This window comes from Micromonospora cremea, from assembly GCF_900143515.1.
GTDB lineage: Bacteria > Actinomycetota > Actinomycetes > Mycobacteriales > Micromonosporaceae > Micromonospora > Micromonospora cremea.
In genome coordinates this window covers 2,608,091-2,633,660 of record NZ_FSQT01000001.1, presented here as the reverse complement: position 1 = coordinate 2,633,660, position 25,570 = coordinate 2,608,091, and the positions used below count along the sequence as shown (strand labels likewise).

The window sequence follows — 25,570 nt, the reverse complement described above, 5'->3', positions numbered from 1 at the left end:
GACGCACGGTGTCGATCTGTTGGAAGCCGGGCACCTAGCCGGCGATGACGCGCAGCGCCCGCGGGCGGACCTCGACGTGCAGCTCGGCGGTCCGGCCGACGGGATCACCGTCGCCGTACACGGTCATCGGACGGTCGGCGCACACGGTGACCGACGTGCCGCGGTAGGAGAAGACGTGCCGGCGCTCCACGTGCCGGCCGGTGCGCATCTGTCGCAGCGCGATCGGGAACAGCAGCTTGGGCGCGTGTCCGATCACCACGACGTCCATCGTCCCGTCGTCGGGCTGCGCCGCCGGGGCGACGTGCAGGCCACCGCCGTAGTACCCGCAGTTGGCGACCACCACCGTGTAGGCGTACGTCTGCTCCGTCCGGCCGTCCACCGTGATCGTGTACCGGGTGCGCGGCCAGCGCAGCAGCGCCCGCAGACCGGCGGTGGGATACACCAGCGGCGCGGGCAGACGCGACCGGTTCGCCAGCTCGTTGGCCGCCGCGTCGACGCCGACGTAGACGCTGCCGACGATGGTCCGCCCCGCGACGCTCAGGACGTCGAGGTGCCGCGGCCGTCCGTGCAGCAGCAGGTCCGCGACCGCGTCCGGGGAGTGCGGCAACCCGAGCTGGCGGGCGAAGTCGTTGCCACGACCGGCGGGGACGACGCCTAGCAGCCCGTCGGTGTCGGCGACCACGCCGGCGAGCAGCCGGATGGTGCCGTCGCCCCCGGCGGCGACGACCACCTCACCGCCGTGCACCGCCGCCGTGGCGCACTGGCGGGCCTGCTCGGCTGTCTGGGTGTATTCGACCCGGATCCGGGCGCCGGCGGCGCGGAGCAGATGGGCCACCGGCATCAGGCGGGACAACCCTCGGCGCGCGGTGGGCCCGAGGATCACTGCGAAGGACCGCACCTCACGGCACCAGGATGCCGGGATTGAGGATGCCGGCCGGATCCAACTGCTGTTTGACCGATCGCAGCAGGTCCACGGCGACATCGCCGATCTCAGCGGCGTACCAGGGGCGATGATCCGCGCCCACACCGTGATGGTGGCTGATGGTGGCGCCCGCGGCGGCGATCGCGTCGCTGGCCGCCGCTTTCGCCTTGCGCCAGCGCTCGACCGGATCCGAGCCGGGAGAGCAGATCACCGTGAAGTACAGCGACGCGCCGGTCTCGTAGACATGGGACACGTGCGCCAACACCAGCGCCCCGTCCGGCAACGCGTCGAGGATCGCCAGCCGGACCCGGTCGTGCACCTCCGGCAGCGCCGACCAGTACGCCGCGGTCTCCAGGGTCTCCGCGAACGCCCCCGCGTCCAGCAGCGCGTCCCGCAGATAGGGGGCGTCGAAGCGGTGCCGCGCCCACTGGTGACCCGGCTCGTCGCCCAGTGGCACCCCGCCGTGCGCCGCCAGCACATCGGCGGCCGCCTCGACGGTGGGAAGGACGTCCGTGCCTTCGTACCCGGCGATGAGCTGGCAGCCGCCGTCGGCGCGCCCGGATCCCGTCGCCCCGATCATGGTCTCGACCTCGTCGGACAGTCGGAGCACCGTGGGCCGCGGCCCGTCCTGCGCCAGCCGCCGCACGGCGTGCAGGCCATCGGCGAACGACTCGAACCACCAGCCCTCGTAGTGTGACTGCGCTGGCAGGGGTCGGATCCGGACGGTCACGTCGGTGATGACGCCGAGTGCCCCCTCGCTGCCGAGGAACAGTTGCCGCAGATCGGGGCCGGCGGCCGAGGCGGGGGCGCGGCCCGCCCGGACGGTGCCCCGCGGCGTGGCGACCGTCAGCGCCATGACCATGTCGTCGAAGCGGCCGTAGCCGGCCGACGCCTGGCCGGACGATCGGGTGGCGGCGAATCCACCGATGGTGGCGTACTCGTAGGACTGCGGGACGTGGCCGAGGGTGAACCCGTGCTCGGCGAGCAGCTCGGCGGCCCGTGGGGCGCGCAGCCCGGCCTGGAGCGTGGCGGTCCGCGACAACGGGTCGATGGCGACGACATTGTCCAGCCGGCTCAGATCGACGGCGACGTGCCGCGTCGCGGACGGCGTGAGCCCGCCCACGACCGAGGTGCCACCACCGAACGGGACCACGGCCACCGGGTACCGGGAGCAGAGGCCGAGGATGGACAGCACCTCGGCGTGGTCTGCCGGGCGCAGCACGGCCTGCGGTGCCACCGGCACCTCGCCGTGCCGGTGGCGTAGCAGGTCCGGTGTCGACATGCCGGACGCGTGTCGTGCCCGGGCGTCGTGGGTGGTGACCACGTGCTCGGCGCCCAGGGCCCGTCGCAGCGCGCTGAGGACCGTGTCGTCCAGCTCGCAGTCGGGCACCGTCACCTCGGCCAGCGGTACGGCCGGCGGCGGCGGTGTCAGTTCGAGCACCTGCGCCAGCAGCGTCGAAGCGGAGTCCGGTAGCGCCTTCGCGTTCTTCGTGGCGCCCCAGCGGGCCCACCCGACGGTCGACGCTTCCCCTTCCATATTCATGTGTGACAGAGTGACATCGAACGTCACTGCATCGCAAGGAGGCGTGTGAAAACCTCGCTGACCGTCTCCCGCCGGGAACGTGACCTCACCGAGCTGGCCGCCGGGGCGCCCGTCGACGTCCTGGTGGTCGGGCTGGGCGTCACCGGCGCCGGAGTGGCGCTCGACGCCGCGAGCCGTGGACTGTCCGTGGTCGCCGTCGACGCCGACGACCTGGCCCACGGCACCTCCCGGTGGAGCTCCAAACTGATCCACGGGGGCCTGCGATATCTCGCACACGGCCAGGTCGGCATCGCCTACGAGAGCGCCGCCGAGCGCCACCTGCTGCTCACTCGCACCGCGCCGCACCTGACGCGCCCGTTGCCGATGCTGCTCCCGGCGACCGCGTACACCAGCCGTTGGCAGGCGGGTGCCGCGGCGGCCGGCCTGCACGCCGGAGACCTGCTGCGCACCTGCGCCGGAACCTCCCGACGGACTCTGCCCGGAACGCGCCGGCTCGGCTCGGCCGAGGCGCGCGCGATGGCACCCGCCCTGCGGCCGGGCGGCCTGCGCGGTGCACACCTGTCCTGGGACGGCCAGCTCTGCGACGACGCTCGCCTCGTCGTCGGCCTCGCGCGCGCCGCCGCGGCGCACTCCGCCCGCATCCTGACCCGCTGCCGGGCGATCAGCCTGCACCGGGAGGGCGCCACCATCGAGGACACCCGCACCGGGGCACGCATGCACGTCGCCGCCCGAGCCGTCATCAACGCCACGGGCGTGTGGGCCAGCAGCCTGACTCCACACGTACACCTGCGTCCGTCCCGCGGAACCCACATCGTCCTGTCCGCCGCCCGTCTGGGCGGGCTCTGGGCCGGCCTCACCATCCCGGTCCCCGGCGAGTTCACCCGCTACGTCTTCGCCCTGCCCCAGACCGACGGCCTGGTGTACGCCGGGCTGACCGACGAGCCGGTGAGCGGACCGGTCCCCGATGTGCCGCAACCCACCGACGCCGACATCGCGTTCCTGCTCGACGTCCTCAACAGCGTCCTCGATCAGCCGCTACAACCCACCGACGTCCTCGGTGCCTACGCCGGGCTACGGCCGCTGCTCGCCGACGCCGACACCCGAACCGCCGACCTGTCCCGCCGACACGCCGTCATCGACGATCCCGACGGGATCATCAGCGTGATCGGCGGCAAGCTCACCACCTACCGCCGGATGGCCCAGGACGCCGTCGACACCGCCATCCGTCAGCGCCGCCTCGCTGCCGGCCGGTGCCGCACCCGCCGCCTCCCGCTGCCCGGCGCGGCGAGCAGGGCGCAGCTGGCCCGAGTCCCCGCGCCACGCCGGCTCATCCACCGGTACGGCACCGAGGCCGTCAACGTCCTGGCCGACGCGCCCACCGAACTCCGGCAGCCGATCGGCCCCGACATCCCGGTCACCGGCGCGGAACTCCTCTGGGCCGCCCGGCACGAACTCGCACTCACTGTCGACGACCTGCTCGACCGGCGCACCCGCATCGGTCTCGTCCCGGCGCACCGCGAGGCCGCACTGCCCACCGCGCGAGACGTCCTCGCGCTGGCCGCCGAGGCGTGACCGGATATTCCGTCTGAAGTCCGACCATTTCCTCTTCCCCTGCTAGCGTCGTACCTGGCCCAGGAGAGCGCGGAGCCGGTCCTCCAGCGAGCCACGAGCAGATCGTGCGACGACGGTCCTCAAGAGTCGCGGGAGGGGGGTCCGGGGCGATGTTCGAGGGGTTCGACATCCCGACGTCGGGGGCGACGATCCACGGACGCCGCGGCGGAAGCGGGCCCCCGGTTCTGCTCCTGCACGGCATTCCCGAGACGCACCTCATGTGGCATCGCGTAGCGCCGCAGCTTGCCGAGAACCACACCGTGGTCGTAACCGACATGCGCGGCTGGGGCGACAGCAGCAAACCGCCGAGCAGAGCCGATCACGAGCCGTACAGCATGCGAGCGATCGCCCGCGACCAGATCGAGGTCATGCGGAGTCTGGGTCATGAGCGGTTCAGGCTCGTCGGGCATGATCGCGGGGCACGGTGCGCCTACCGTCTCGCGCTCGACGAACCAGACGTCGTCACCCGGCTCGCCGTCCTGGACGTCGTGCCGGTCGGCGACGTGTACGACCGTGCCGACAAGACGTTCAGCCTCTCGTACTGGGTGTGGTCGTTCCTGGCGGCACCGGCGCCGGTGCCCGAGCGGTTCATCGACGCGGCGCCCGCCGTCCTCGTGGACTTCATGCTCGACACGTGGCCTGAGGTGAAGGACGCGTTCCCAGCCGAGGTGCGGGCCGCCTACGTCCGACAGTTCAGCGATCCCGCTACCGTCCACGCGATCTGCGAGGAATTCCGCGCCGCCGCCACGCTGGACTACCAGCAGGACGAGGCGGACCGAGGCAACCGGAAGATCGCGTGCCCCGTGCTGTTTCTCTGGAGTCAACAGGGTCAGGTCGCGAAGCTCTACGACGACCCGCTCGGCATCTGGAGGCAATGGTCCGACGACGTTCGCGGCGGGCCGGTCCCGGTTGGGCACTTCATTCCGGAAGAGGCTCCCGAGGAGACCGCACGGCACCTGCTGGATTTCCTGAGGTAGAGCGGCGGGCGGCCGGTCGCGACCGCCACTTGCTGCCGACCGAACGCCGAGGCGGCCGGCGAGTGGAGGCGACCGGACGGCCGGGACATAGGGTGCCAGTCGCGCCGACCGCTGCCGTGCCACGCCGACACTGAGGAGCCACCAGCATGTCCGGACCGATCGTTCCGCTCGCGCTCGGCACGTGGCCCACACCGGTGGAGCCGATGCCCCGCCTGGCCACCGCGCTCGGGCTCGGTCGCGATGACCTGCTCGTCAAGAGGGACGACCTCACCGGCCTCGGCGGCGGCGGCAACAAGATCCGCAAGTTGGAGTGGACGGTCGCCGAAGCACTCGCGAATGACGCCGACACGCTGGTCACCACGGGGGCGCCACAGAGCAACCACGCCCGGCTCACCGCCGCGGCCGCCGCGCGCCTCGGCCTGCGCGCCGTGCTGGTGTTCCCGGGTGAACCGCCGGTGGCTCGAACCGGCAACCTCGTTCTGGATGCGTTCCTCGGCGCCGAGGTCGTCTTCACCGGTGTGCAGGGTCAGCCGGCGCTCGCAGACGCCGCCACGCGGGTGTGCGACCGGCTGCGTTCCGAAGGTGCACGCCCCGCCCTCATCCCGTTCGGCGGGTCCACCGCGTTGGCGGCCCGCGGTTACGCACAGTGCGGCGAGGAGTTGCTGTCCCAGGTGCCCGACCTGCGTACCGCCGTGGTCGCGCTCGGCTCGGGCGCAACGATGGCCGGGCTCGTCGCGAGCCTGGGCCCGGATCGCACGCTGGGCGTCGACGTGGGGGCGGTGGTCGACCCCCGGCAGCGCGTCGCGTCGTTCGTCACCCCGCTCTCGCCGAATGTTCGTGCCGAAGACCTGCGGGTCGACCGTGACCAGGTCGGCAGCGGCTACGCGAGCCTGACCGCGACGGTCCAGGAGGCGCTGACGCTCGTCGCCCGGCTCGAGGGGATCATCCTCGACCCCACGTACACCGGGCGCGCGATGGCGGGGCTCATCGCGGCGATCCGGCGAGGCGAGATCGAACCGGGCGACACGACGGTCTTCATCCACACGGGCGGGCTTCCCGGGCTGTTCGGGCACCCCGAGATTCCCGCGTACGCCGAAAGCCTCGCGCCTGGACGATAGGGAACAGCGGTCGGCGTCGTCCGGGTTGGTGGGCATCGGAGGCGACGAGCTGACCGGGTGCCGTGGTTGGATGTTCGCCGTGCGGCTGTCTCCTGGATCGGTGTGTTGGTCGGTGGTTGCCGGCGCGTCGGTGGTGCATGTGGCTGGCGCGATGTCGGGCGCGTGGGTCCTCGCGGGGCAGGCGATCGCGGTGGCACTGACCGGCCTCGCGGTGATCGTGCTGCTCGGTACCGGGCGCGGCCGCGTCGCCGTGGCCGCTGGTGTCGGCGTGCTCGCCGTCGACGCCGTGCTGTCGGCGAAGGGCTCGGACGGGCCGAGGTACCTGTCGCCGTTCTACGCGCCGCTGAACGCTCCACGCCCGTCCCTCGCCGACGATCTCGCGTGGCTGGGTGAGGCGTTGTCGGCGCAGGTCACCCAGCATTGGCCGGCATTGCTGGGCATGTCGCTGATCTGCGGCGGATCGGTGGTGACGTTGACCGGTCGGCCGCGGACCGACACACGCTGGATCCGTTGGGTCGCGTGGGCCGCCGTCGCCGGGCTGGCCGTCGTCCTGCTCGCCCCCGTCGGCGGAGGCGACCTGCCCCGGCTGCTGGTCGCGCTCGCCGTCCGGTTGCCGACCATGCTGGCGGTTGCCGCCGGGCTGACGGTGCTCGTGGTGGCCGCCGGCCGGCAGCGGCGGTTCGGTGTCCCGGCGATGCTGGGGGCCTTTCTGCTGGCCGCTGCCGTCATCGACGCTGACCTGGCGGCTGTGGCGCCGCTCCGGCCGGTTGTCCTGCAAGAGTTGCACTCGTTCAGCGACCAACCCGGATTCCTTGAGCCGGGCATCCGCTTGGAGAGTGCGGTGGCGCTCGGCCACGCTTCCTCGCCCGGCCTGGTGACGGCACCACTGCTGGCGCTCATGCCAGTCCTTGCGATCGCACTGCTCGTGCTCGCGGCACCGACCTGGGGCCATGGGCTCAGCCGCAGCGATGGCGGCGATGACGGGGCGCGGGGCGTGGATCCCGGCGACGGGGACGACCGTCGGGGTCACCACGGCGGTCGCGGGCCGGAGGGGGCCTGACCGCAGGCAGAAAACGAGCCCGGCCCTCGGTTTTCCGGACCCGCGCAACCCCGGACCTCGTATCGTGACAATGTCCCCTGCTCAGCGCGGACGGTGAGGTGCATGGACGACGGAGAACGCGAGCAGGCGTTGCTCACCGCCCTGACCACCGAGCATTTCGTGCTTCAGACCTCCCGCAGCGCCACCGTCACCGAGTCGGTGGGTCGGGCGACGGTTTTCCTCTCCATGCTCTCTGCCGCTCTGATCGGGCTCGGTTTCGTCTCCAGCAACGCCGCGTTCGTCGGGCCGTACCTCGGGGCGGTGCTGCCCACGCTGATGATCACCGGGCTGCTCACATTCCTGCGGCTGGTGCAGGACATGGTGGAGAACGAGCTGGATCTCGCGCGGATCCAACGCATCAGGGCGTACTACCAGCACCGGCTGGCCGCCGAGCACGACTTCTTCGCCGATGCGGTGCAGAGTGAGGGCACCATGCGGGCGAGTTGGGCGGCGGTCGGCAGCGCGCCCGGGCGGGCGCAGATGTTGCTCACCACGGCGGCGATGGTGGGTGCGGTGAACGCGCTGCTGGCGGGGCTCTCGGTCACGCTGCTGGCCGGACTTGCGGGGCTGTCGTCCGGGTTCGCGATCGGCGTCGGCACCGTGTTGGCCCTGCTGGCCTTCGCCACCCAGGTCGCCTACATCAATCGCGCGTCGATTTCCGAGCCCAGGTAGGGCGCGCCCGGAGTGGGCCACCCGACACAAATGGTGGGTCCTCGTGTGCCACCGGCGCGAACCGCCATGATGGGGCGGTGAAGATCCTGTCCATCCAGTCTTCGGTCGCCTACGGCTACGTCGGCAACTCAGCGGCCGCCTTCCCCCTCCAGCGGCTCGGGCACGAGGTCTGGCCGGTGCTGACGGTCCACTTCTCCAACCACACGGGGTACGGCGCATGGCGCGGGCCGCTGCTGGAGCCGGCCCAGGTGGCGGAGGTGATCGATGGCATCGCGGACCGCGGGGTCCTCGGCAGCGCCGACGCGGTGCTGTCGGGCTACCAGGGCGACCCGGCGATGGGCGCGGTGATCCTCGACGCGGTGGACAAGGTCAAGGCGGCCAACCCGGCCGCCGTGTACTGCTGTGACCCGGTGATGGGCGACATCGGCCGCGGGATGTTCGTCCGGCCGGGTATCCCGGAGTACATGCGGGACATCGTCGTCCCGCGCGCCGACATCATCACCCCGAACCATTTCGAGCTGGACTTTCTCGCCGGCCGTACGACGAACTCCCTGACGGAGGTGCTGGCGGCGGTCGACGTGGTGCGCGAGACGGGGCCGCGGCACGTCCTGGTCACCAGCGTCCTGCACGGCGACGTGCCGGAGGGGTCACTGGAGGTGGTGGCTGTCTCGGACGAGGGCGCCTGGGCGGTCACCACGCCGCTGCTGCCGATCAACCCGAACGGCGGCGGCGACGTCACCGCGGCGCTGTACCTCGCGCATCTATGCACGACGGGCTCGCCCGCGACGGCGCTGGAACGCACCATCGCCTCCGTCTTCGCCGTCCTGGAGGCAACCCTCGCGGCGGGCACCCGGGAGATTCAACTGATCGCGGCCCAGGACGCGATCGCCGATCCGCCAACCAGGTTCACCGCCCGGCGCCTGCGCTGACCACCGGTACGCGGTCCCCGCGAGCCGCCCCGGGCAACCACCCTCTGTTGCTGACCCGCAACCCGTAGTGTCGTCAAGCGGGTGACCGTGAACGGGCGCGACGGGGTGATCGATGGCTGCGGAGAGCGACGCCCGGTCGGCGGACCCCGGCCGGAAGAATCCGGCGCATCCGGCATTCCTGGAGTTGTTCTTCGACCTGGTCTACGTCTTCGCGCTGATCTCCCTCGCCGAGAAGTTGGCCAACGAGCTCACCTGGACGGGTGCCGCCCAGACCCTGGTGCTGCTGCTCGCGTTCACGTTCATCTGGGCGTTGACCGCGTGGTCGGGTGACACGCTCGACCGGGCCCGGTCAGCGCTCCAGGTGCAGTTCATCGGGACGATGGCGGCAAGCCTGCTGCTGGCGGCCACGGTTGCCGACGCGTACGGCAGCCGCGGCCTGCTGTTCGCGAGCACGTACCTGGCGATCCACCTGGGCTCCAGCGTCTACCTCATGCTGGTCGTGCGGGAGCCGGTCCAGCGGCGGAGGTGCAGCCGGATCCTGTTCTGGGAGGTCGTCGCCGGGATCGGGTGGATCGGTGGGGCATTCCTCGGCGACACGGCTCGCCTGGTGCTCTGGGCGGTGGCCGTCGGGATCGAGTACGCCGCGGCCGCGCTCGGCTGGCCCGTGCCAGGAATGGGGCGTTCGCGCTCGGAGGAGTGGAGGCTGGCCGGTGAGAGGCTCTCCGAGCGGTACCGCCAGTTCGTCATCGTCGCGCTCGGCGTATCGATTTTCGCGGTCGCCGAAGCCTTCAGCGACAGCGACTACAGGGCTCCGCGGGTCTGGGCGCTCGTGGTCGTTTTCCTGATCGTGGTGCTGATGTGGCGGATCTACATCTACCGGGCCGGAGAAATGCTGACCGAGGCGATCGCCAAGTCGACGAGACCCTCACTGCTCGGCCAGTCCGCCGCGGTCACTCACCTGATCATGGTGGCCGGCATCGGGGGTGCGGCGGTCACCGGCACGCTCGTGGTCGATCGGCCGTTCGGTGAGACCCCACCGTCCTGGGCCGTGGTCATCCTCGGCGGCCCGGCTCTCTTCCTGCTCGGCCGTGGGGTGCTGGACTACACCGTGTTCGGTCGGGTGTCCAGGTCGCGGCTGGCTGGTCTGGTCCTGCTGGGCGGGGTGGCACCGGTGACGTACCTGCTGCCGCCGCTCGTGGTCGCCCTCCTCGCCATGATCGTTCTGGCCCTGGTCGCCGTGGCGAATCTGCTGAGCACCCGGCTGCACCCCCGAACGGCGGCACCACCGGCGCTGCGCTGACCCGGTCGGGTCGGTACCACCGACCGGTGGCGGTGCCGGCTCACCCGGCGGGCAGCGGAGCGCTGGTCAGTCGCGAGCGGGGGGCCACCGTCTCGACGATCAGCGTGAGCAGCAGGACCAGGTTCGCCACGATCATGATGGCGAGCGGTGGCAGCAGCGGCATCGCGGGTCCGACGGCGCCCAGCACGACGATCCCCAGCACCCGTGGCCAGAGGATCCGACCGGTGACCACGAAGTCGAACAGACAGCCGCCGAGCAGGAACAAGGCGGGCCCACCCAGGATGACGACGATCCAGCCTGGCGGCGCCTCCCCGAACGGACGGTCGATGACGAGCGTGTCGCCGGCCGAGATGACCACCACCCCCGCCACCATGACCAGGTGGGTGTACGAGGTGGCGGTGCCGGAGCGGACCCGCTCCACCATCGAGACGGCGTCCGGTGCCAGCAGCTGTCGAATCCGGTGGAAGTACATCTGGAACAGCAGGAGCGCGTTGGCGAGCGCGATAGTGCACGCCGCCACCCGGCTGGCCTCGAAGTCGCTGGCGGCCAACCCCATACCGACGGTCAGGACCAACTCGCCGAGAGAGATGATGAAGATCTGCCGGTGCCGTTCGGACAGGTGGGCACCGGTGAAGATCTGGCTGGCGAGTTCGGTCCGACCGAGCCTCGGTGTCGGCCAACCGATCCGGGCCGACCCGAGGTCGACCGCGACCGCGATGGACCAGAGCACCAGCCTGGCCGTGCCGTCCACGAGGGCTCCGGCCACCCATGGCCCGACGGTGACGCCGAACCAGAAGAAGACGCGGATGCTCCTGGCCTGGATCGGCCGGTTCATGCGGGTGCCGGGAATGAGAACGGAATCCCGGACCAAGTGGATGGCGAAGTACGCCGCGACGAAGAGCCACCCGTGTGTGCCGAAGGCCCTCGGGATCGCGATGGCCATCAACAGTGTGCCGAACATGACCAGGAGAACGGTGGCCTGGACCAGCGGCAACCGCGGGTTGAACAGGTCGGTGAGCCACGCGGTCAGCACCCAGACCCACCATGCGGCCAGCAGCAGGACGGCGGTCTGCGCCGCGTTGCGGGCGCTGAGGTCGTTCACCAGCCCGGCGGCGAGCCGGGAGAACATGAAGATGTAGACCAGATCGAAGAAGAGCTCCAGGAAGGTCGGAAACTCGGGCTCGCCGCGGCGGCGAAGAATCCGGGGTAGCGGACTCGACGTCACGGCGTCTGCCTCCTAGGGACGCCCGACCGGGAGCGGAGGCGCTGGCAACCTGGCAAGGTACCTGGCACCTCTGAACCTACAAAACATGACATGCTCGGACACCCGAAAGGGCGCATCTGAGGGCGCGTCATCGACCGGGGACGCCAGCCTGCCACGAACGGGGACCGCGCGAGCAACAGTGGACTCGCGGCAGCCTTCAGAACCGACGGCTGTTCATCGATGACACGTACGCACCCGCCGCGCCCTGAGCGCCAGCGACGGGATGGGCCGTGAGCCAGTGCCCCCGGGCGCGTAGCGTTATCACCCGTCTGTGCCATCACCGCATTGCTTCCTCGGGAGACGTCAAATGACCGCCGCCACCTTCCGCGCCCTGCATCACGGCCGCGCTACCGGCGACCCGCTCGTCCTGCCGGGGCCGTGGGACGCGGCCAGCGCCCGGGTCCTCGCCGACGCCGGCTTTCCCGCGCTCGCCACACCGAGCGCCGGGATCGCCGCCTCGCTCGGCTACGAGGACGGCGCCACCCCGCCCGACGAGATGTTCGCCGCGGTGGCGAGGATCGTCCGGGCCGTTTCCGTGCCCGTGTCCGCCGACGTCGAGGGCGGTTACGGCCTCGCACCGAAGGAGCTCGTCGAGCGGATCCTGGAGACCGGCGCCGTCGGCTGCAATCTGGAAGACTCCGAGGGTCACGCCACGCTCAAGGACCCTCAGCGGCACGCGGACTGGCTGGCCGAGGTGCGCGCCGAGGCGGGTGACGCGCTCTTCATCAACGCGCGCGTCGACACCTTCCTGGTAGGGACGGGTGAGCCGGCCGACGCGTTGGCCCGCGCCCGTCTGTACCTGGCCGCCGGCGCCGACTGCGTGTACCCGCTCCTGGCGCCGCCCGAGGTGCTCCCGCTCCTGCGGGAGGGCATCGAGGGCCCGATCAACATGGCTGCCGAGCCGGACAGGGAGTCCGTGGCCGAGCTGGGACGGCTGGGCGCCACGCGTATCACCTTCGGCCCGGGGATGCAGCGGTACGCGGCGCGGACGATCGGCGACCTCGCGGCGGCGCTGCGGGTCTGACGTCCGGCAGCCCGGTCGGATGCGATGGCGGAGAACGGGCCCGGCGTCGAGAGGGACCTGGTCCTCCCGGAGTGCAGTAAGGACCACGGCCGTGATGAAGGCCTCCTGGTGGTGGCGCGGTCTCTGGACCTTGGCTCCATGACCGGAGGCCTTCGTCGTCGTCGCCTGGGCGACCCCGCCGCCGACAAGGCCCGTTTCAATCCTCGGCGGACGTAGAAACCGAGGGTATATACGCGGTGTATACCTCCGGTGTATGGTGCTGGCATGAGCGTTCCCCTCACCCTCCTCGGCCTGCTCGATCGCGAGCCCAGCCACGGGTACGACCTCAAGCGCGAGTACGACACCTACTTCGGCCGCGGTAAGCCGCTGCCGTTCGGGCAGGTCTACTCGACCCTCAGCCGCCTGGCTCGCGACGGCAAGGTGGTGATCAGCGAGGTCGGCCCCGGCGAAGGACCCGACCGCAAGCGCTACATCATCACCGACCTGGGCGCGACCGAGGTCGAGCAGTGGCTGACCCAGCCGGTCGAGCCGGAACCGCACCTGCAGACCGTCCTCTTCGCCAAGGTCGTGCTCGCGCTGATGCTGGACCGCCCGGCCGACGAATACCTCGACACCCAGCGCAGCGCGCACCTGCAGCGGATGCGTGAGCTCACCGAGATCAAGCGCACCGGCAACCTCGTCGACGCACTGCTCGCCGACCACGGCCTGTACCACCTGGAGGCGGACCTCAGGTGGATCGAGATGACCGGCGCCCGGCTGGACTCCCTGAAGAAAGCGGTACGGCCATGACCATCGCGATCGAAGCGAGGAACGTCGTCTTCTCGTTCGGCCAGACACCCGCGCTCCGGGGCGCCAGCATCGCCGTGGACGAGGGCGAGATCGTCGCGATCATGGGGGCCAGCGGCTCGGGTAAGTCGACGTTGCTGCACTGCCTGGCCGGCATCCTGGTTCCGGATTCCGGCGAGGTCCTGTTCGACGGGGCCCGGGTCGACTCCATGACTGAGGCCCGGCGCAGCAGCCTGCGCCGGGACCGCTTCGGGTTCGTCTTCCAGTTCGGTCAGCTCGTTCCCGAGTTGACCACCGCGGAGAACGTGGCCCTGCCGCTGCTGCTCAACGGCACCCGCAGGGCCGAGGCGCTGCGCAAGGCGTACGGCTGGTTCGAGCGGCTCGGCCTGGAAGGGCTGGAGCAGCGCCGGTCCGGCGAGCTCTCCGGAGGGCAGGCCCAGCGGGTCGCCCTCGCCCGAGGTCTGGTCGCCGGGCCGGAGGTCCTCTTCGCCGACGAGCCGACCGGTGCGCTCGACTCGCTCACCGGCGAGCAGGTCATGGATCTGCTGGTCACCGCGGCCCGTGAGCAGGGCACGACGGTCATCCTGGTCACCCACGAACCACGGGTCGCCGCGTACGCCGACCGTGAGGTCATCGTGCGCGACGGCCGCGTGAACGCGCCGGACCGGATCGCGTCATGATCCGCTTTGGGCTCCGCCTCGCCGTGGCGGGCGGGCGGGAGGCGCTCACCCGCCTCATCATCATCGGCACCGCCGTCGCGGTCGGTGCCGGGCTGCTGCTGGTCACCCTCGCGGGTCTCAACGCCGTGAACGCGCAGCTCACGCGGTACGCGTCCCTGTACCCGAGCGCGTCGGCGGAAGGCGGCGCGGATCCACTGTGGTGGTCCACACGCGAGGACTACTTCCGCGGCGAAGAAATCGTGCGGGTCGACGTCGCTGCCGCCGGGCCGGGCTCACCGACCCCGGTCGGCGTCCCGAAGACACCGGGACCGGGGGAGTACTACGCCTCACCGGCGCTCACCGAGCTGCTGACGGCGACCCCCGCCGCTCAGCTCAGCGACCGCTACCCCGGGCGGAACCTCGGCACGATCGGCCCCGCCGCGCTGCCGTCACCGGACGCCCTCCTGGTCATCGTCGGCCACACCGTCGACGAGGCCACCACGTTGCCGAACGTCAAACAGGTCACGAGCGTCGGCGCCGACGCCCCCGCACTGCCGGAGGCGGTCGTGGACCTCATCCTCGGTGTCATAGCCGGTGGGCTGCTGTTCCCGGTACTGATCTTCATCGGCACGGCCACCCGGCTCAGCGCCGCCCGCCGGGAGCAACGGTTCGCGGCGATGCGCCTGGTCGGCGCGACGCCCAGACAGATCTCGGTGATCGCGGCGACCGAGGCGGCCGCCGCGGCCGTCGCCGGCACGGCCCTCGGTTTCGCGCTGTTCTTCGCGTTCCGTGGCCAACTGGCGGCGATCCCGTTCACCGGCATGCGGTTCTTCCCCATCGACATGTTCTTGAGACCGGTGGACGCCCTGGTGGTGGCGCTCGGCGTCCCGGCCGGCGCGGCGCTGGCGGCGTGGGTCTCGCTACGGCGCGTCCGGATCTCTCCGCTCGGCGTCACGCGGCAGGTCACCCCCCGTCCGCCCCGCGCCTACCGGCTGATCCCACTCGTGCTGGGGGTGGCCGAGCTGGCGTACTTCATCGGCCGCAGGCCGCAGACCTCTGACGGCCAGACCGCGGCGTTCCTGCCCGGGCTGCTGCTCATCATGATCGGCCTGATCCTCGCTGGCCCCTGGCTCACCATGGTCGGCGCCCGTGTCATGGCCAGCCGCGCGAGCCGCCCCGCGGCGCTCATCGCGGCGCGACGCCTCGCCGACAATCCCAAGGCCGGGTTCCGGGCGATCAGCGGCATCATGCTCGCGCTCTTCGTCACGAGTGTGTCCATCGGTGTGATCACCACGATCGTCGCCAACCGTGGCCCGGCCCCGATCGGCTCGACGGAGGCGGGCACCCTGTCCACCAGCTTCTCCGAAGACCAGCCCTCGGTGCCCGACTCACTGCTGACTGAGCTGCGCTCGATCCCGGGCGTGCGGAGCGCAACGGTGGTTCACCGGAACCCGGACAGGATGGCCGAGCCTGGCGTGATCGCGTGCACCGACATCCCCGAGGCGTACGGCCGGTGCGCCGATGGTGCCACCGTGGCGGCGGTGGCCCACAACTTCATCCCGTTCCGCGAGTCGGCGTCCGCCACCAGGGTCTGGCCGGCCGCACCCGTCTCCCTCGACGACCTCCAGCGGTTGCCGGTGGCGTCGGTCGTCGTCGGCACGGACGGTTCGTCGGCCCCGCTGGAACGATCGCGCACGGTTCTCTCGCTCGCCGACCCGAACTTCTGGGTGGCACCGACCGCTCCCGGTGAGTTCGAGTCGTCCTTCGCCGACCAGCTGCGTGGTTGGCAGCAGTTGGCCAACGTCATCATCGTCGCCAGCCTCGGCCTCGCCGGTTGCAGCCTGGCGGTCAGCGTGGTCGGCGGTCTGAGCGAACGCAGGCGCCCGTTCAGCCTGCTCCGCCTTAGTGGCGCGCCGGTGCGGGTCCTGCGGCGTGTGGTCGCCCTGGAAAGCGCCGTACCGATGTTGGCCGTCGCCGTGGTCGCGATCGGCATGGGCCTCGTCGCCGCCCAGCTGTTCCTCAAGGCACAGATGGACTACACCCTCACCGCCCCGGGCCCCGAGTTCTACGCGATCGTGATCGTCGGCCTGGCCGCCTGCCTCGGCATCATCGCGTCCACCCTGCCGTTGCTGGAAAGGATCACCGGCCCGGAGACCGCACGCAGCGAGTGACCGTGTGGGCGGCGGGGGAGACACACCCCCGCCGCCCACTCGGAAGCCGGGCGACTCGAGCGGCCCTGGTCGTCCGCCTAACTCACTGGCCGGTGCGGCCGTCGACGCACTCGCGCAGCAGGTCGGCGTGGCCAGCGTGCCGGGCGTACTCCTCGATCATGTGAACGAGGACGTCGCGGACGCTGACCGTGCCATCGTCGAACGGCACCTCCCGCCCGAGGTCGTCCTCGTCGAGCGCGTCGAGCCACTGATCGGCCGCCGCGATCTCCGCCTTCCACGTGGCGAACGCCTCCTCGACGACGGCGGGGTCCGCGACCGCGTCGTTGAAGTCCGCGTCCCGGTCGTCGTCGCTGCTGAACAGGCGCGGCCCGTCGGTCCTGCCCCGCAGCACCCGCTGGAACCACTGGTTCTCCACCTTCGCCAGGTGCCGGACGAGGCCGAGCAGGCTCATGGTGCTCGGCGGCACGGAGCGGCGGGCGAGCTGCTCGGCGTCGAGACCGGCGCACTTCATGTCCAGGGTCAGCCGGTAGTTGAAGAGGTACTCCCGCAGCGTCGCCTTCTCGCCCTTCGGGTTGCCGTAGGTTCGTGGATCGTCGGCGGGGTCCACCCACATGTCGCTCATGGTTCCCGACCCTTCATGACGAGCCGTGGCGGGCGCAAATGGGTTACCGGTTCGTCGGGACCACTGGACGTCAGGTGGCGGGTCCGCCGGCCGCGGCGTCGGCGTAGCGGCGGGCCAGGCGCGCGAAGGCGTCTCGGAGCTCGGCCGGCCCGACGACCTCGATGTCGGCGTCGAACCTACCGATGGCGGCGGCCAGGCCGGGCCATGACCAGGAGCCCGCGACGAGCCGGCAGCGGTCCTGCCCGAGGGCCTCGACGAGTCCGTCGCTGGTGTAGCGGGCCGCGACCTCGGCGGGGAGGCCGAGGATCACCTCGCCCTGGCAGGGCCAGCCTTCGGGGCCCTGGAACCTGCTGACCACGAAGGCGGCCACGTCCCCTGCGGGTAGTTGACGCGGGGTGAAGCGGGGCCCGGTGGGGGTGCGGGGCCTGATCCGGTCAACGCGGAAGGTGCGCCAGTCGTCGCGGTCGAGGTCCCAGGCGACGAGGTACCAGCGCCCGCCCCAGGTGACGACGTGGTGGGGCTGCACCCGACGCGGCGCAGTGTCGGCCTGATCGTTGGCGGCCGCCGGTGTGTATGCGGGGTCGTAGTCGAAGCGCAGCACCTCGCGGGCGTGGACGGCGGCGCTGAGCGCCAGGAGCACGCCACTGTCGGCCTGTGGGCTCGATCGGGTCGCGGGCCGCTCGACGGCGGTGACCACCACGGTGTCGATGCGGCGGCGCAGCCGCGCGGGCATGACCTGCCGGACGGTGTGCAGCGCGCGCGCCGCGGCCTCCTCGATGCCGGCACCGGCGGTGGTGGCGATCTGGAGTGCGACGGCGAGGGCGACGGCCTGCTCGTCGTCGAACAGCAGCGGCGGCAGTTCCGTACCCGCGTCGAGCCGGTACCCACCGTCGGGGCCCTTGGTGGCCAGGATGGGATAGCCGAGCTCACGTAGGCGGTCGACGTCCCGGCGAATGGTGCGCGGGCTGATGTCCAGCCGTTCGGCCAGCAGTGCCCCCGGCCAGTCCCGGCGCGCTTGGAGCAGCGAGAGCAACGACAGCAGCCGCGCTGAGGTCTTCAGCACGAACCCGATATTGCCACGAGTAGCGGCCAGATCCTGACCGCTTCACCTGCGACCGTTGCTTCTGCCAGCACCCGAACGACCGCAAGGACCCCTGCACCCGATGACGGTTCTCGACACCCGCGCGCTCAACCGCGCGACGCTCGCCCGACAGTTGCTGCTCGATCGCGCCGACCTGCCGGTCCTCGACGCCGTCGCGCACCTCGGCGGCCTGCAGGCGCAGGAGCCGTTCGTCGGGCTCTGGTCGAGGCTGCGTGCGTTCGACCCGGCGGTGCTCTCGGACCTGCTGACCCGGCGAAGCGTGGTGCGGACACACCTCATGCGTCGCACCGTCCACCTGCTGGCCGCCGACGACGCTCTGGCCTGGCGTGCGCGGCACGATGCCATGCTGCGCCAACGGGTGCTCGGGACCTACCGCCGCGAGCTTGACGGGGTGGACCTCGACGAGCTGGGGGCGGCGGGGCTGTCGGTGATGGCGGACGACGAGCCGCGCACGATGACCGAACTCGCGCGGGCCCTCACCGAGCGTTGGCCGGTGCCGGGGCCGAGGCCGATCGGCGAGATGCTGGTCGCCGCGCTGATCCCGATGGTGCAACTGCCGCCGCGTGGGGTGTGGCGCACGAGGGCCGGTGCCCGCTACGCCCTGCTCTCCTCCTGGCTCGGTCGGGAGATCGACCCTCCGGCACCCGATGGGGCGGACCCGGTCGGCCGGGCGCTGGTACGCCGCTACCTGGCAGCGTTCGGTCCCGCGGCGACGGCCGACCTGCGCGCCTGGTGCGGCCTCGCCGGACTGCCGGCCGCGGTGACCGCGATGCGCGGGGAGTTGGTCACGTTCCGCGACGAGCGTGGGCGCGAGCTGCTGGACCTGCCCGACGCGCCGCGCCCCGACGCCGACACACCCGCCCCGGTGCGGTTCCTGCCTGCTTTCGACAACGCGATACTTGGCTACCACGACCGGAGCCGGATCGTCGACGACGCCCACCGCGGCCTGTCGGTCGCCGGCGAGCGCGCGGTCCTGGTCGACGGTCGGGTCGCCGCGACCTGGAGCGTCGCGGGCGGCACGGTGACCGTCAATCCGCTGCGCCGATTGTCCCGAGCCGACCGCGCCGCCGTCGCCGAGCAGGGGCGGGCGCTGGCGTCGTTCCTCTCCGACAACGAGAGCCATCGGGTGGAGGTCGCCCCGTCCCCCCGATGAGGATGGGGCGTGCGCCGCGCCGCCGCCGGCCCTACCGAACCGGCGGCGGCGCGGGTGGATCGATCAGGAGTACGGCAGCCGGAGCACCGACTGGTTGCCGATGCCCACCGTGCTCGGGTTGTTGCCGATCGCCGACCAGACCTCCACCCGGACCGTGCCGTTGCTCAGCGCGCCCAACGTGCCGGTGGCCGAGGCCAGGCCGGTGCTCTGGGTGTAGTGCTCGTAGCCGGGGACCGGGTCGGTGGCGAAGTACCGCGACGTCTCCACCCGCTCCCAGCTGCCGTTGCCCGTCAGGTCGTAGGAGATCCGCACCTGCACGCCGTTACCGACCGCGGTGCCGGCGTCCACGAACAGGTCGAAGGTGGTCTGCCCGCCGGAGTAGGCGAGGTTGAGGCCGGTCGCCGTGAAGACCTGCGCGTTGGTCGGCGTGCCGTCGTGGTTGCCGTTGGCCGCCGCGACCGTGGTCGTGGCCGCGCCGCCGGCGGTGCCCAGCCCGCCACCGGCCAGCAGGTACCGCGTCGGCGAGCCCGACGGGGGCGGTGGGTCGGTGGGCGGCGGGTCGGTGGGCGGTGGGGTCACCGGGGGTACGCCGCCCGACGCGTTGCCGCCGCTCCAGGTGTACGCCCCGGTGGTGGCCGTGCGTCCGGCCGGCACGGCGAGCGTCGTGCCGTTGGAGAACGTCACCGTGATCGCCGTCGCGGTCGGGTTCGACGCCACGTACGTGCGCGCCCCGTTGCGCGAGAACACCGCCGACAGCGGGTGGTTGGCGGTCACCGTCGTGTCGACGGTGCCCAGCGCCGCGAGGTTGCGGATCCAGTGGAAGGTGTGTGCCCGGCTCTCTCCCTCCTCGACGGTGTAGTTGGGGTTCGCGCGGAGGTTCGCCAGCGCCGCGTCGCCGTCGCCGAGGGCCTGGAACTGCCAGAGGATGTCCTGCCACACCGTCGGCGGCCCACCGTTGTTGCGCACCAGTTCGGCGTAGTTGGTCCGTACGTACGCCGGGTTGTTGCCCAGGTAGAGGTGTCCGCCGGTGACCGGCAGCAGGTTGATGCCCTGGATCATCTCCGGCTCGCCGCTGAACCAGGTGGCGTACGCGCCGCCGTCACCCCAGACCATGCCGACCGTCGAGTGCCCGAAGGCGGCGGGGAAGTTCTGGTCGCTGACGTCGAACCAGTACTCCTGGATGGCCGCGGCCTGGGTGGTGTAGAGGAAGATGCCGGCGTCGCGGACGGCGGTGTCGCCGGTCACCTGCCCCCACTGGATCAGGGCGTTGGCGAAGTTCATCCCCTCCGACGACGACTCCTGGTTGTTGCCCGAGCCGAACGAGCCGTGCCCGGACGCCCAGTCGTGGCCGGCGTAGATGTCGAAGTCGCGCAGGTAGGGAATGCGGGTGTCGTCGCGGCGGTAGTTGTTGGCGTCCCGGATCAGCAGGTCCACCATGCCGCCGTAGCGGGTCTTGGCGGCCCATGCCGGGTCGAACTTGGCCAGCGTCGCGGCGGCGGCGATGTAGTAGCCGTAGTGGAAGTGGTGGTCGTTGAGTTCCTGGTCGGAGCCGTACGACGCCGGGTAGCCGATCAGCGTGCCCCAGTTGCCGTCGTAGTAGAAGACCTTCGAGGTCTTGCCGCTGGACGCGGTGAACCAGTCGGTGAGCGTGCTGCGGATCGCGTTCAGCGCGCTGTCCCGCGTCGCGGTGTCGTTGACCAGGTCGGCCACCTCGGCGAGCCGGGCGGCCCGGCCGAGCCCCTTGCCCGTCCAGTACGTGTCGCCGCCGCGCTGGTCCATCGGGTTCGCTCGGGCGGCGGCCAGGTGGTTGGAGAGCGTCGACAGGTCGGCGCCGCTGCCGTCGCCGACGGCCGGCAGTTCCGGCAGGACGCCCTGGAACTTCATGGCGGTGCGGAACTGGTTGACGCCGGTGAGCACCTTCATCCGGCCGCGCGCCGACGGGTAGGTCGGAGTGATCGGCGTGGAGCCGGTCAGCGACTTCCACTGGTGCGGGTAGAGGCTGACCACCGTCTGCGTGGCAGTCCCTTCCCGGGCGGTCGTGGTGAACGCGTACGTGGTGGTCAGCGCGCTGGTCGGCGGGTTGTAGGCGTACGAGACGGTGGTGCCGGTGACGTGGGCGTGCGCGTACCGGCCGTAGGTGGTGGCCAGGTCGGCGCGCTCGGCCGCGCTCGTCGACGGCGGCAGGAGGGCGACGGAGAGGTAGCCCCGACCGGCCAGGGTGGAGGAGATCCGGCCGCCGCTGACGGTCCAGGTGGCGCCGCTGGGGGCGTACCCGACGTAGTCGTGGCCGTTGACCCGGAAGCCCACCGTGGCGCCGCTGTTGGACCAGACGTCGGCGGTGCCCGTCGCGCTAATCACCGCGTCCCCACCGGTGGTCTGGAAGTACGCGAAGGGCAGGCCGTGGCCGATGGTGGCACGCATCGTCCGCGCTGCGTCGCTCCAGTGCGGGCTGACCGTCCAGTCGGTCCAGCCGTCGACCTTGACCTGGGGCGCGTCGAGCCCGGCCACGCCGACCCGGATGTCCTGGACGTACGGGTAGTGGTACTCGCCGACCCCGGTCGAGGTGCCGCTGATGGCGGGCGTGGAGTTGGCGGAGAAGCCGAGGCCGTCGGTGAAGGTGTCGTACGAGAGCGGGTGGGCGTGCAGGGGCTCGCTGAAGGCGCAGTCGGTGCGCTTCCAGAGCAGCGAGGACCACCAGTCGTTGGTGGGCACCGCACCGGCTGGCGCGTTGGCGGTGGCGAACTGCCGGGGGTTGTTCGACATCGAGTCGCAGCCGGTGGGGAGCGGGCCGACCGGGGTGGTGGTGTAGCTGCCGGCGCCGACGGGCGCGGCCTCCGCGGGGCGGGTGACGGACATGACGAGGCCGCCGGCGACCAGGGTCAGAGCGGTGGCGGCGGCCAGGACCCAACGGCGGTGGGGGACGGGAGGTTTCACGGTGCCTCCATCGCGTGCCAGGATGCCGGCCTCGCCGACGCTGGCACGTTGTCTGAATCGAGGAGAAGGTCGAGTGAGAGAGCGCTCTCTCACTCCGGCACGGTAATCGAGCATGGAGACACTCGTCAATGTGTCCCTCGGGCTGCGTGCTGATGTCGCGATGTGAACGCCCCCGCGAAACCCTGCACCCACTTTGCTGATCGCCGCGACCCGACACCTCACCCGGCCGCGCTCAGCTCACCTACCACCGCTCGCCGGTGCGCCATGCGGCGACCCGCCACTGGCCGTCGGCCTGCCGGATCAGCAGCAGCTGCAGCGGCGCGACCTCGCCATCAACGAAGCGGGCGTGCGCCTGTACCTCGGCACGAGGTTGCCCAGGGCCGACCACCGTCGTCCCCTCCACCGAATAACCGGTGAGCTGCCGACCACCGGAGTGCAGTTCGGAGAACGTCGGCAGGTCGCTGGCCTGCCGACGCTGCTCGTCGAGCAACTCGTACGCGACCGCGAACTCAGCCGCGACGAGCGCGTCCAGGTACGCCGTGGCGGTCGCCTGGGCGGGACCGCGTTCCCGAACCGCCTTCGTCACCGTCAGCGCCGTCCACACCACCGCGCCGAAGACCGCGATGGCGCCCAGGGCAACGATCTGCCACACCGGCAAACTCCGGGTGAAGCAGCCGTAGCACGCGACCAGGAACAGCCCGATCGCCAGGATTCCGAGCGCTCGGCTCCACCGCCCCGACATGGTCTTGGACCTTAGCTTCGCGAGGCCCCCTCTGCCAGAGCGCCATGGTCACGTGACGCCCGCTCACGCACCGCCATCAGCCCACGCTCATCCCGCGACGGCGGACAGGTCGACGGCGGCGGCGGCGACGACCGCCTTGTCACCGTCGTTCTGCACGTAACCGACCACAGTGGCCTGCCGAGGATCAAGATCTGGCGGCGCCTGCAGCTCCACCTGCGCACGCTCGGCGTCCAGACCCAGCGAGGTGAAGGCGCGCACCACGTTGTCCTGCCGCAGCGTCCGCCCGGCATTCTCACCCCGGGCGATTTCGCTCTCCAGGCCGCGTTCGACGATCGCCACGTTCAGCACCCCGCGCTCCGGAGGCCGCTCGGTCTCGTAGCCCAGCACCACCCGTTGCCCGGCACCCGTGCCTGCGGCGTAGTCCTGCACCGACAGTGTGAGCGGTGTGGTGGTTGCCGACGTCAGGCCGGACGCGATCGCCGTCGCCGCCCGTCGACGGTCGGAACCGACGAACTCGACGGTGCCGTTGACAACCATCTGGGGGGTGTACAGGCGTCCGGTGCCGAAGGCCCGTGCGTACGCCTCCTGCCGCGCGGTGTACGCCGCGTCGGCGAACCGGTCGGGCCAGCCCAGATCGTCCCAGTAGTCGACGTGGAATCCGAGCGCGAAGACCGGCTGTCCCCGCATCCGGGCGTCGCGCTCGATCTCGGTCAGCACCTCCTCGGCGGGAGGACAGCTTGAGCAGCCCTGCGAGGTGAACATCTCCACGACGGCGAAGCCGCCGTTCGGCGGTGCGACGTCCTGCGCCTGCGAACCCGGCAGGCGGGCACGATTCGCCCCGGTGCTCGATGCGTCCGTCATGGCGCGTCTCCTCCGTCGGTCCTGCTGGCGGCTCTCCGGTTCCCGTTACGGCGGCGACCATGCCTGCCGGCTCCTCGCCGCGCGTCCCCGGGACCAGCGGCTACCGCCCGGTACCGAACCGAGCGGGGGCGTCCCGGGTTCGGGGCACCGTCCCGCCCCCGTCCGCGACGGGCGGACGCTCGCTCGGGGTGGCGGCGCGCGGCCGGCCGGGTCGCATGAGGACGGCCACGAGCAGGCTGGCGAGGACGCCGGCGGCTCCGGCCACGGCGAAGGTCGCCTGGACACCGGCCACCCCGGCGGCGTGCGCCGCGCTGTCCAGCAGTTGCCGCCCGGCTGCCGGCGTGGCACGCAGCAGGCCGGGTGTCTGCCCGCCGGCGATGGCGTGCGCCGCGTGTGCCGGGTCCGGGATGCCACGTCCGGCCAGGGTGGCCTGCGCCTGGGCGGTGAAGACACTGCCCAGCGCGGCGATGCCGAACGCGAAACCCAGCTGGCGGGTGGTGTTGACGGCCCCGGCGGCCATGCCGCCGCGCTCGGCGGGCACCAGGGACATGGAGACCGAGCCGAGGATGGGCGTCGCGAGGCCGACGCCGACGCCGATCAGGGCGAGTCCCGGCAGCAGCGCCGGCCAACTGGCCGGACCGTGCACGAGCGCCGCGGGTGTAAAGACGAGGTACTAGTACGGCAGCCGCCGTTCGGGATCATGGCTGAAGGTCGGCGTTGAGGCGTCGTTCGTAGTGGGCTTGTCGGGCTCGGGCTTGATGGCGGCGCCGCCACTGTGACCAGCGCAGACGGTGGGCGAGTTCGTGGATCGGTCGGATGATGAAGGCGTTGATCAAACGACGGACTTCGTTGACGGTCAGCTTGATCAAGTCGCTCTTCGGGGGTTCGTCGGCGGCGTCGGCGGCGCAGATCGCCAGGATGGCGAGGGCGGCCAGGGCGAGAGTGGTGAAGCGGTGCCAGGAGTCCCAGCGGCGGACCTGGTGCTGATCGAGGCCGACCTGACTCTTGGCGGCTTGGAAGGCTACCTCTACGGTCCAGCGGATCCCGGCGACCCGGACGAGTTGGGCGAGGGTGGCCGATTGCGGTGTCCAGCAGCGGTAGAAGGCCAGTTCCCCGGTGGAGGTGTTGCGCCTGATCAGGAGGCTGTGTCGGCCGCTGTCGTCAGGGTCGGCGTCGGTGGTGACCTCGTCGAGCCAGGCCCAGTCGTAGAAGCGCGGGCCCTTGGATCCGGCGCCCGCGCTGCGGCGCTGCCAGGCCGAGGCTGGTAGGTCGGCGGCGACATGGTCGGCCCGGACCTTGACCTTGCCGCCGTCGAGGGGCACCAGGTGGCTGCGGGACACGGCCAGGACATAACCGAGTCGGTGTTGGCGCAGGTGAGCTCGGAAAGCGCTGCTGTTGCCGTAGGCCTCGTCCGCAGCGACCCACCGTGCGGGCACGTCGGCGTCGACCGCCGCGGTGACCATGTCGGCTGCCAGCTCGGGTTTCGTGGCGAACTCGACCTCGTCCGGGACACCGGCATCCTGGCAGCGGTCCCGGTCCTCGGTCCACGACACCGGCAGGTAGACCCTGCGGTCGATCAGGGTGTGCCCGTGCTCGCTGGCGTAGCCGAGGAACACCCCGACCTGCGCGTTCTCGATCCTGCCGGCGGTGCCGGTGTACTGGCGTTGCACCCCGACCGAGTGAACGCCCTTCTTCAGATCCCCGGTCTCGTCGACGACCAGGACCCCGTCCGGGTCACCGAACCGTTCGACGATCACCTGACGCAGGTCGTCACGGACGGCGTCAGCGTCCCACACCGCCCGATACAACAACCTTTGCATCGCATCCGGCCGAGCATGCCCAGCCTGCTCCGCCAACTGCCAACACGTCTTGACCTCGATATCGGCCAGCAGCCCGGTCACGAACGCCACCGCCGTGCGACGCGGCTCGACCCGTCCGAACCTGCCCGCGAAGGAGGCGAGCACCCCAGCCAGCACTCGTCGCCACCCGGCAGGGTTTACGCTGTGACCCGCGGCCACCGCCAGATCTGAAGTTATGTCCACAACATACAGACGATCACGCGGTGGCCGCCTTGCGTCCAC

22 protein-coding genes are annotated in these 25,570 nt (G+C 71.4%); 12 read left to right on the top strand and 10 right to left on the bottom strand.

Features of this window, described 5'->3' with window-relative positions; translation table 11 throughout:
- Window positions 1–34: 34 nt before the first annotated feature.
- Both BUS84_RS12050 and BUS84_RS12045 read right to left on the bottom strand, forming a co-directional pair.
- A complete protein-coding gene (locus BUS84_RS12050) occupies window positions 35–898 on the bottom strand; it encodes a diacylglycerol/lipid kinase family protein (protein ID WP_074311425.1) in 864 nt (287 codons plus the stop codon).
- A 1-nt stretch (window position 899) separates the two neighbouring features.
- Window positions 900–2,465, bottom strand: a complete 1,566-nt coding sequence (locus tag BUS84_RS12045) for an FAD-binding oxidoreductase (RefSeq protein ID WP_074311423.1) — start codon at window positions 2,463–2,465, stop codon at window positions 900–902.
- Window positions 2,466–2,510: 45 nt separating this feature from the next.
- Here BUS84_RS12045 and BUS84_RS12040 point away from each other — a divergent pair, with 45 nt between their 5' ends.
- The 7 genes from BUS84_RS12040 (at window position 2,511) to BUS84_RS12010 (ending at window position 10,171) form a co-directional block, all read left to right on the top strand.
- Window positions 2,511–4,037 carry a glycerol-3-phosphate dehydrogenase/oxidase gene (locus tag BUS84_RS12040; RefSeq protein ID WP_074311421.1) on the top strand — a complete coding sequence of 509 codons (1,527 nt, stop codon included), beginning with the start codon at window positions 2,511–2,513 and terminating at the stop codon, window positions 4,035–4,037.
- A 149-nt stretch (window positions 4,038–4,186) separates the two neighbouring features.
- Window positions 4,187–5,053 (top strand): alpha/beta fold hydrolase, encoded by an 867-nt coding sequence (locus BUS84_RS12035; protein ID WP_074311419.1) that lies wholly within the window; start codon window positions 4,187–4,189, stop codon window positions 5,051–5,053.
- Between the two features lie 146 nt (window positions 5,054–5,199).
- A complete protein-coding gene (locus BUS84_RS12030) occupies window positions 5,200–6,171 on the top strand; it encodes a pyridoxal-phosphate dependent enzyme (RefSeq protein WP_074311417.1) in 972 nt (323 codons plus the stop codon).
- 151 nt (window positions 6,172–6,322) lie between these two features.
- The gene (locus tag BUS84_RS12025) at window positions 6,323–7,231 is read left to right on the top strand and encodes a hypothetical protein (RefSeq protein WP_143728341.1); all 909 of its coding nucleotides are present in this window, start codon (window positions 6,323–6,325) and stop codon (window positions 7,229–7,231) included.
- Between the two features lie 102 nt (window positions 7,232–7,333).
- The gene (locus BUS84_RS12020; protein ID WP_074311413.1) at window positions 7,334–7,942 is read left to right on the top strand and encodes a hypothetical protein; all 609 of its coding nucleotides are present in this window, start codon (window positions 7,334–7,336) and stop codon (window positions 7,940–7,942) included.
- A 77-nt stretch (window positions 7,943–8,019) separates the two neighbouring features.
- The gene (pdxY, locus tag BUS84_RS12015) at window positions 8,020–8,871 is read left to right on the top strand and encodes a pyridoxal kinase PdxY (RefSeq protein WP_074311411.1); all 852 of its coding nucleotides are present in this window, start codon (window positions 8,020–8,022) and stop codon (window positions 8,869–8,871) included.
- Window positions 8,872–8,983: 112 nt separating this feature from the next.
- Entirely contained in the window at window positions 8,984–10,171 is a 1,188-nt protein-coding gene (locus tag BUS84_RS12010) for a low temperature requirement protein A (protein ID WP_074311409.1), read from the top strand.
- 40 nt (window positions 10,172–10,211) lie between these two features.
- On the opposite strand, the gene BUS84_RS12005 is transcribed toward BUS84_RS12010, so the two are convergent.
- Window positions 10,212–11,396: a low temperature requirement protein A gene (locus tag BUS84_RS12005; protein ID WP_074311407.1), complete on the bottom strand. Its 1,185-nt coding sequence runs from the start codon at window positions 11,394–11,396 to the stop codon at window positions 10,212–10,214.
- 346 nt (window positions 11,397–11,742) lie between these two features.
- Between BUS84_RS12005 and BUS84_RS12000 the strand changes: the two genes are divergently transcribed.
- The 4 genes from BUS84_RS12000 (at window position 11,743) to BUS84_RS11985 (ending at window position 16,075) form a co-directional block, all read left to right on the top strand.
- Window positions 11,743–12,459: an isocitrate lyase/PEP mutase family protein gene (locus tag BUS84_RS12000; protein ID WP_074311405.1), complete on the top strand. Its 717-nt coding sequence runs from the start codon at window positions 11,743–11,745 to the stop codon at window positions 12,457–12,459.
- A gap of 264 nt (window positions 12,460–12,723) precedes the next feature.
- The gene (locus tag BUS84_RS11995; RefSeq protein ID WP_074311404.1) at window positions 12,724–13,248 is read left to right on the top strand and encodes a PadR family transcriptional regulator; all 525 of its coding nucleotides are present in this window, start codon (window positions 12,724–12,726) and stop codon (window positions 13,246–13,248) included.
- Entirely contained in the window at window positions 13,245–13,925 is a 681-nt protein-coding gene (locus BUS84_RS11990; protein WP_074311402.1) for an ABC transporter ATP-binding protein, read from the top strand. The genes BUS84_RS11995 and BUS84_RS11990 overlap by 4 nt, the downstream gene beginning before the upstream one ends.
- On the top strand, window positions 13,922–16,075 hold the full coding sequence (locus BUS84_RS11985) for an FtsX-like permease family protein (protein WP_074311400.1): 2,154 nt from the start codon (window positions 13,922–13,924) through the stop codon (window positions 16,073–16,075). Before BUS84_RS11990 ends, BUS84_RS11985 begins: the two co-directional genes overlap by 4 nt.
- A gap of 82 nt (window positions 16,076–16,157) precedes the next feature.
- Here BUS84_RS11985 and BUS84_RS11980 read toward each other — a convergent pair whose 3' ends face one another.
- Together BUS84_RS11980 and BUS84_RS11975 are read right to left on the bottom strand one after the other, a co-directional pair.
- Entirely contained in the window at window positions 16,158–16,697 is a 540-nt protein-coding gene (locus BUS84_RS11980) for a DinB family protein (protein WP_074311398.1), read from the bottom strand.
- 70 nt (window positions 16,698–16,767) lie between these two features.
- The gene (locus BUS84_RS11975; protein ID WP_074311396.1) at window positions 16,768–17,760 is read right to left on the bottom strand and encodes a helix-turn-helix transcriptional regulator; all 993 of its coding nucleotides are present in this window, start codon (window positions 17,758–17,760) and stop codon (window positions 16,768–16,770) included.
- Window positions 17,761–17,860: 100 nt separating this feature from the next.
- Between BUS84_RS11975 and BUS84_RS11970 the strand changes: the two genes are divergently transcribed.
- Window positions 17,861–18,952 carry a winged helix DNA-binding domain-containing protein gene (locus BUS84_RS11970; protein ID WP_074311394.1) on the top strand — a complete coding sequence of 364 codons (1,092 nt, stop codon included), beginning with the start codon at window positions 17,861–17,863 and terminating at the stop codon, window positions 18,950–18,952.
- A 63-nt stretch (window positions 18,953–19,015) separates the two neighbouring features.
- On the opposite strand, the gene BUS84_RS11965 is transcribed toward BUS84_RS11970, so the two are convergent.
- From BUS84_RS11965 to BUS84_RS11945, 5 genes are all read right to left on the bottom strand, one after another.
- Window positions 19,016–21,886 (bottom strand): glycosyl hydrolase, encoded by a 2,871-nt coding sequence (locus tag BUS84_RS11965; protein ID WP_084757358.1) that lies wholly within the window; start codon window positions 21,884–21,886, stop codon window positions 19,016–19,018.
- 241 nt (window positions 21,887–22,127) lie between these two features.
- Window positions 22,128–22,628: a hypothetical protein gene (locus BUS84_RS11960; RefSeq protein WP_074311392.1), complete on the bottom strand. Its 501-nt coding sequence runs from the start codon at window positions 22,626–22,628 to the stop codon at window positions 22,128–22,130.
- Between the two features lie 87 nt (window positions 22,629–22,715).
- Entirely contained in the window at window positions 22,716–23,489 is a 774-nt protein-coding gene (locus BUS84_RS11955) for a DUF1223 domain-containing protein (RefSeq protein WP_074311391.1), read from the bottom strand.
- 100 nt (window positions 23,490–23,589) lie between these two features.
- Entirely contained in the window at window positions 23,590–24,135 is a 546-nt protein-coding gene (locus BUS84_RS11950; RefSeq protein ID WP_074311389.1) for an MFS transporter, read from the bottom strand.
- Between the two features lie 52 nt (window positions 24,136–24,187).
- Window positions 24,188–25,465, bottom strand: a complete 1,278-nt coding sequence (locus BUS84_RS11945) for an IS701 family transposase (protein WP_143728152.1) — start codon at window positions 25,463–25,465, stop codon at window positions 24,188–24,190.
- Window positions 25,466–25,570 lie beyond the last annotated feature (105 nt).

What these genes read in the sequence shown, in the direction of transcription:
- BUS84_RS12035 (WP_074311419.1), top strand. Translation starts at nt 4,187, where the DNA reads ATGTTCGAGGGGTTCGACATCCCGACGTCGGGGGCGACGATCCACGGA.
- BUS84_RS11985 (WP_074311400.1), top strand. Translation starts at nt 13,922, where the DNA reads ATGATCCGCTTTGGGCTCCGCCTCGCCGTGGCGGGCGGGCGGGAGGCG.
- BUS84_RS11970 (WP_074311394.1), top strand. Translation starts at nt 17,861, where the DNA reads ATGACGGTTCTCGACACCCGCGCGCTCAACCGCGCGACGCTCGCCCGA.
- BUS84_RS11980 (WP_074311398.1), bottom strand. Translation starts at nt 16,697, where the DNA reads ATGAGCGACATGTGGGTGGACCCCGCCGACGATCCACGAACCTACGGC.
- BUS84_RS11955 (WP_074311391.1), bottom strand. Translation starts at nt 23,489, where the DNA reads ATGACGGACGCATCGAGCACCGGGGCGAATCGTGCCCGCCTGCCGGGT.
- BUS84_RS11990 (WP_074311402.1), top strand. Translation starts at nt 13,245, where the DNA reads ATGACCATCGCGATCGAAGCGAGGAACGTCGTCTTCTCGTTCGGCCAG.
- BUS84_RS11995 (WP_074311404.1), top strand. Translation starts at nt 12,724, where the DNA reads ATGAGCGTTCCCCTCACCCTCCTCGGCCTGCTCGATCGCGAGCCCAGC.
- BUS84_RS12045 (WP_074311423.1), bottom strand. Translation starts at nt 2,465, where the DNA reads ATGAATATGGAAGGGGAAGCGTCGACCGTCGGGTGGGCCCGCTGGGGC.
- BUS84_RS12010 (WP_074311409.1), top strand. Translation starts at nt 8,984, where the DNA reads ATGGCTGCGGAGAGCGACGCCCGGTCGGCGGACCCCGGCCGGAAGAAT.
- BUS84_RS12000 (WP_074311405.1), top strand. Translation starts at nt 11,743, where the DNA reads ATGACCGCCGCCACCTTCCGCGCCCTGCATCACGGCCGCGCTACCGGC.
- BUS84_RS12020 (WP_074311413.1), top strand. Translation starts at nt 7,334, where the DNA reads ATGGACGACGGAGAACGCGAGCAGGCGTTGCTCACCGCCCTGACCACC.
- BUS84_RS12025 (WP_143728341.1), top strand. Translation starts at nt 6,323, where the DNA reads ATGTCGGGCGCGTGGGTCCTCGCGGGGCAGGCGATCGCGGTGGCACTG.
- BUS84_RS11960 (WP_074311392.1), bottom strand. Translation starts at nt 22,628, where the DNA reads ATGTCGGGGCGGTGGAGCCGAGCGCTCGGAATCCTGGCGATCGGGCTG.
- BUS84_RS12030 (WP_074311417.1), top strand. Translation starts at nt 5,200, where the DNA reads ATGTCCGGACCGATCGTTCCGCTCGCGCTCGGCACGTGGCCCACACCG.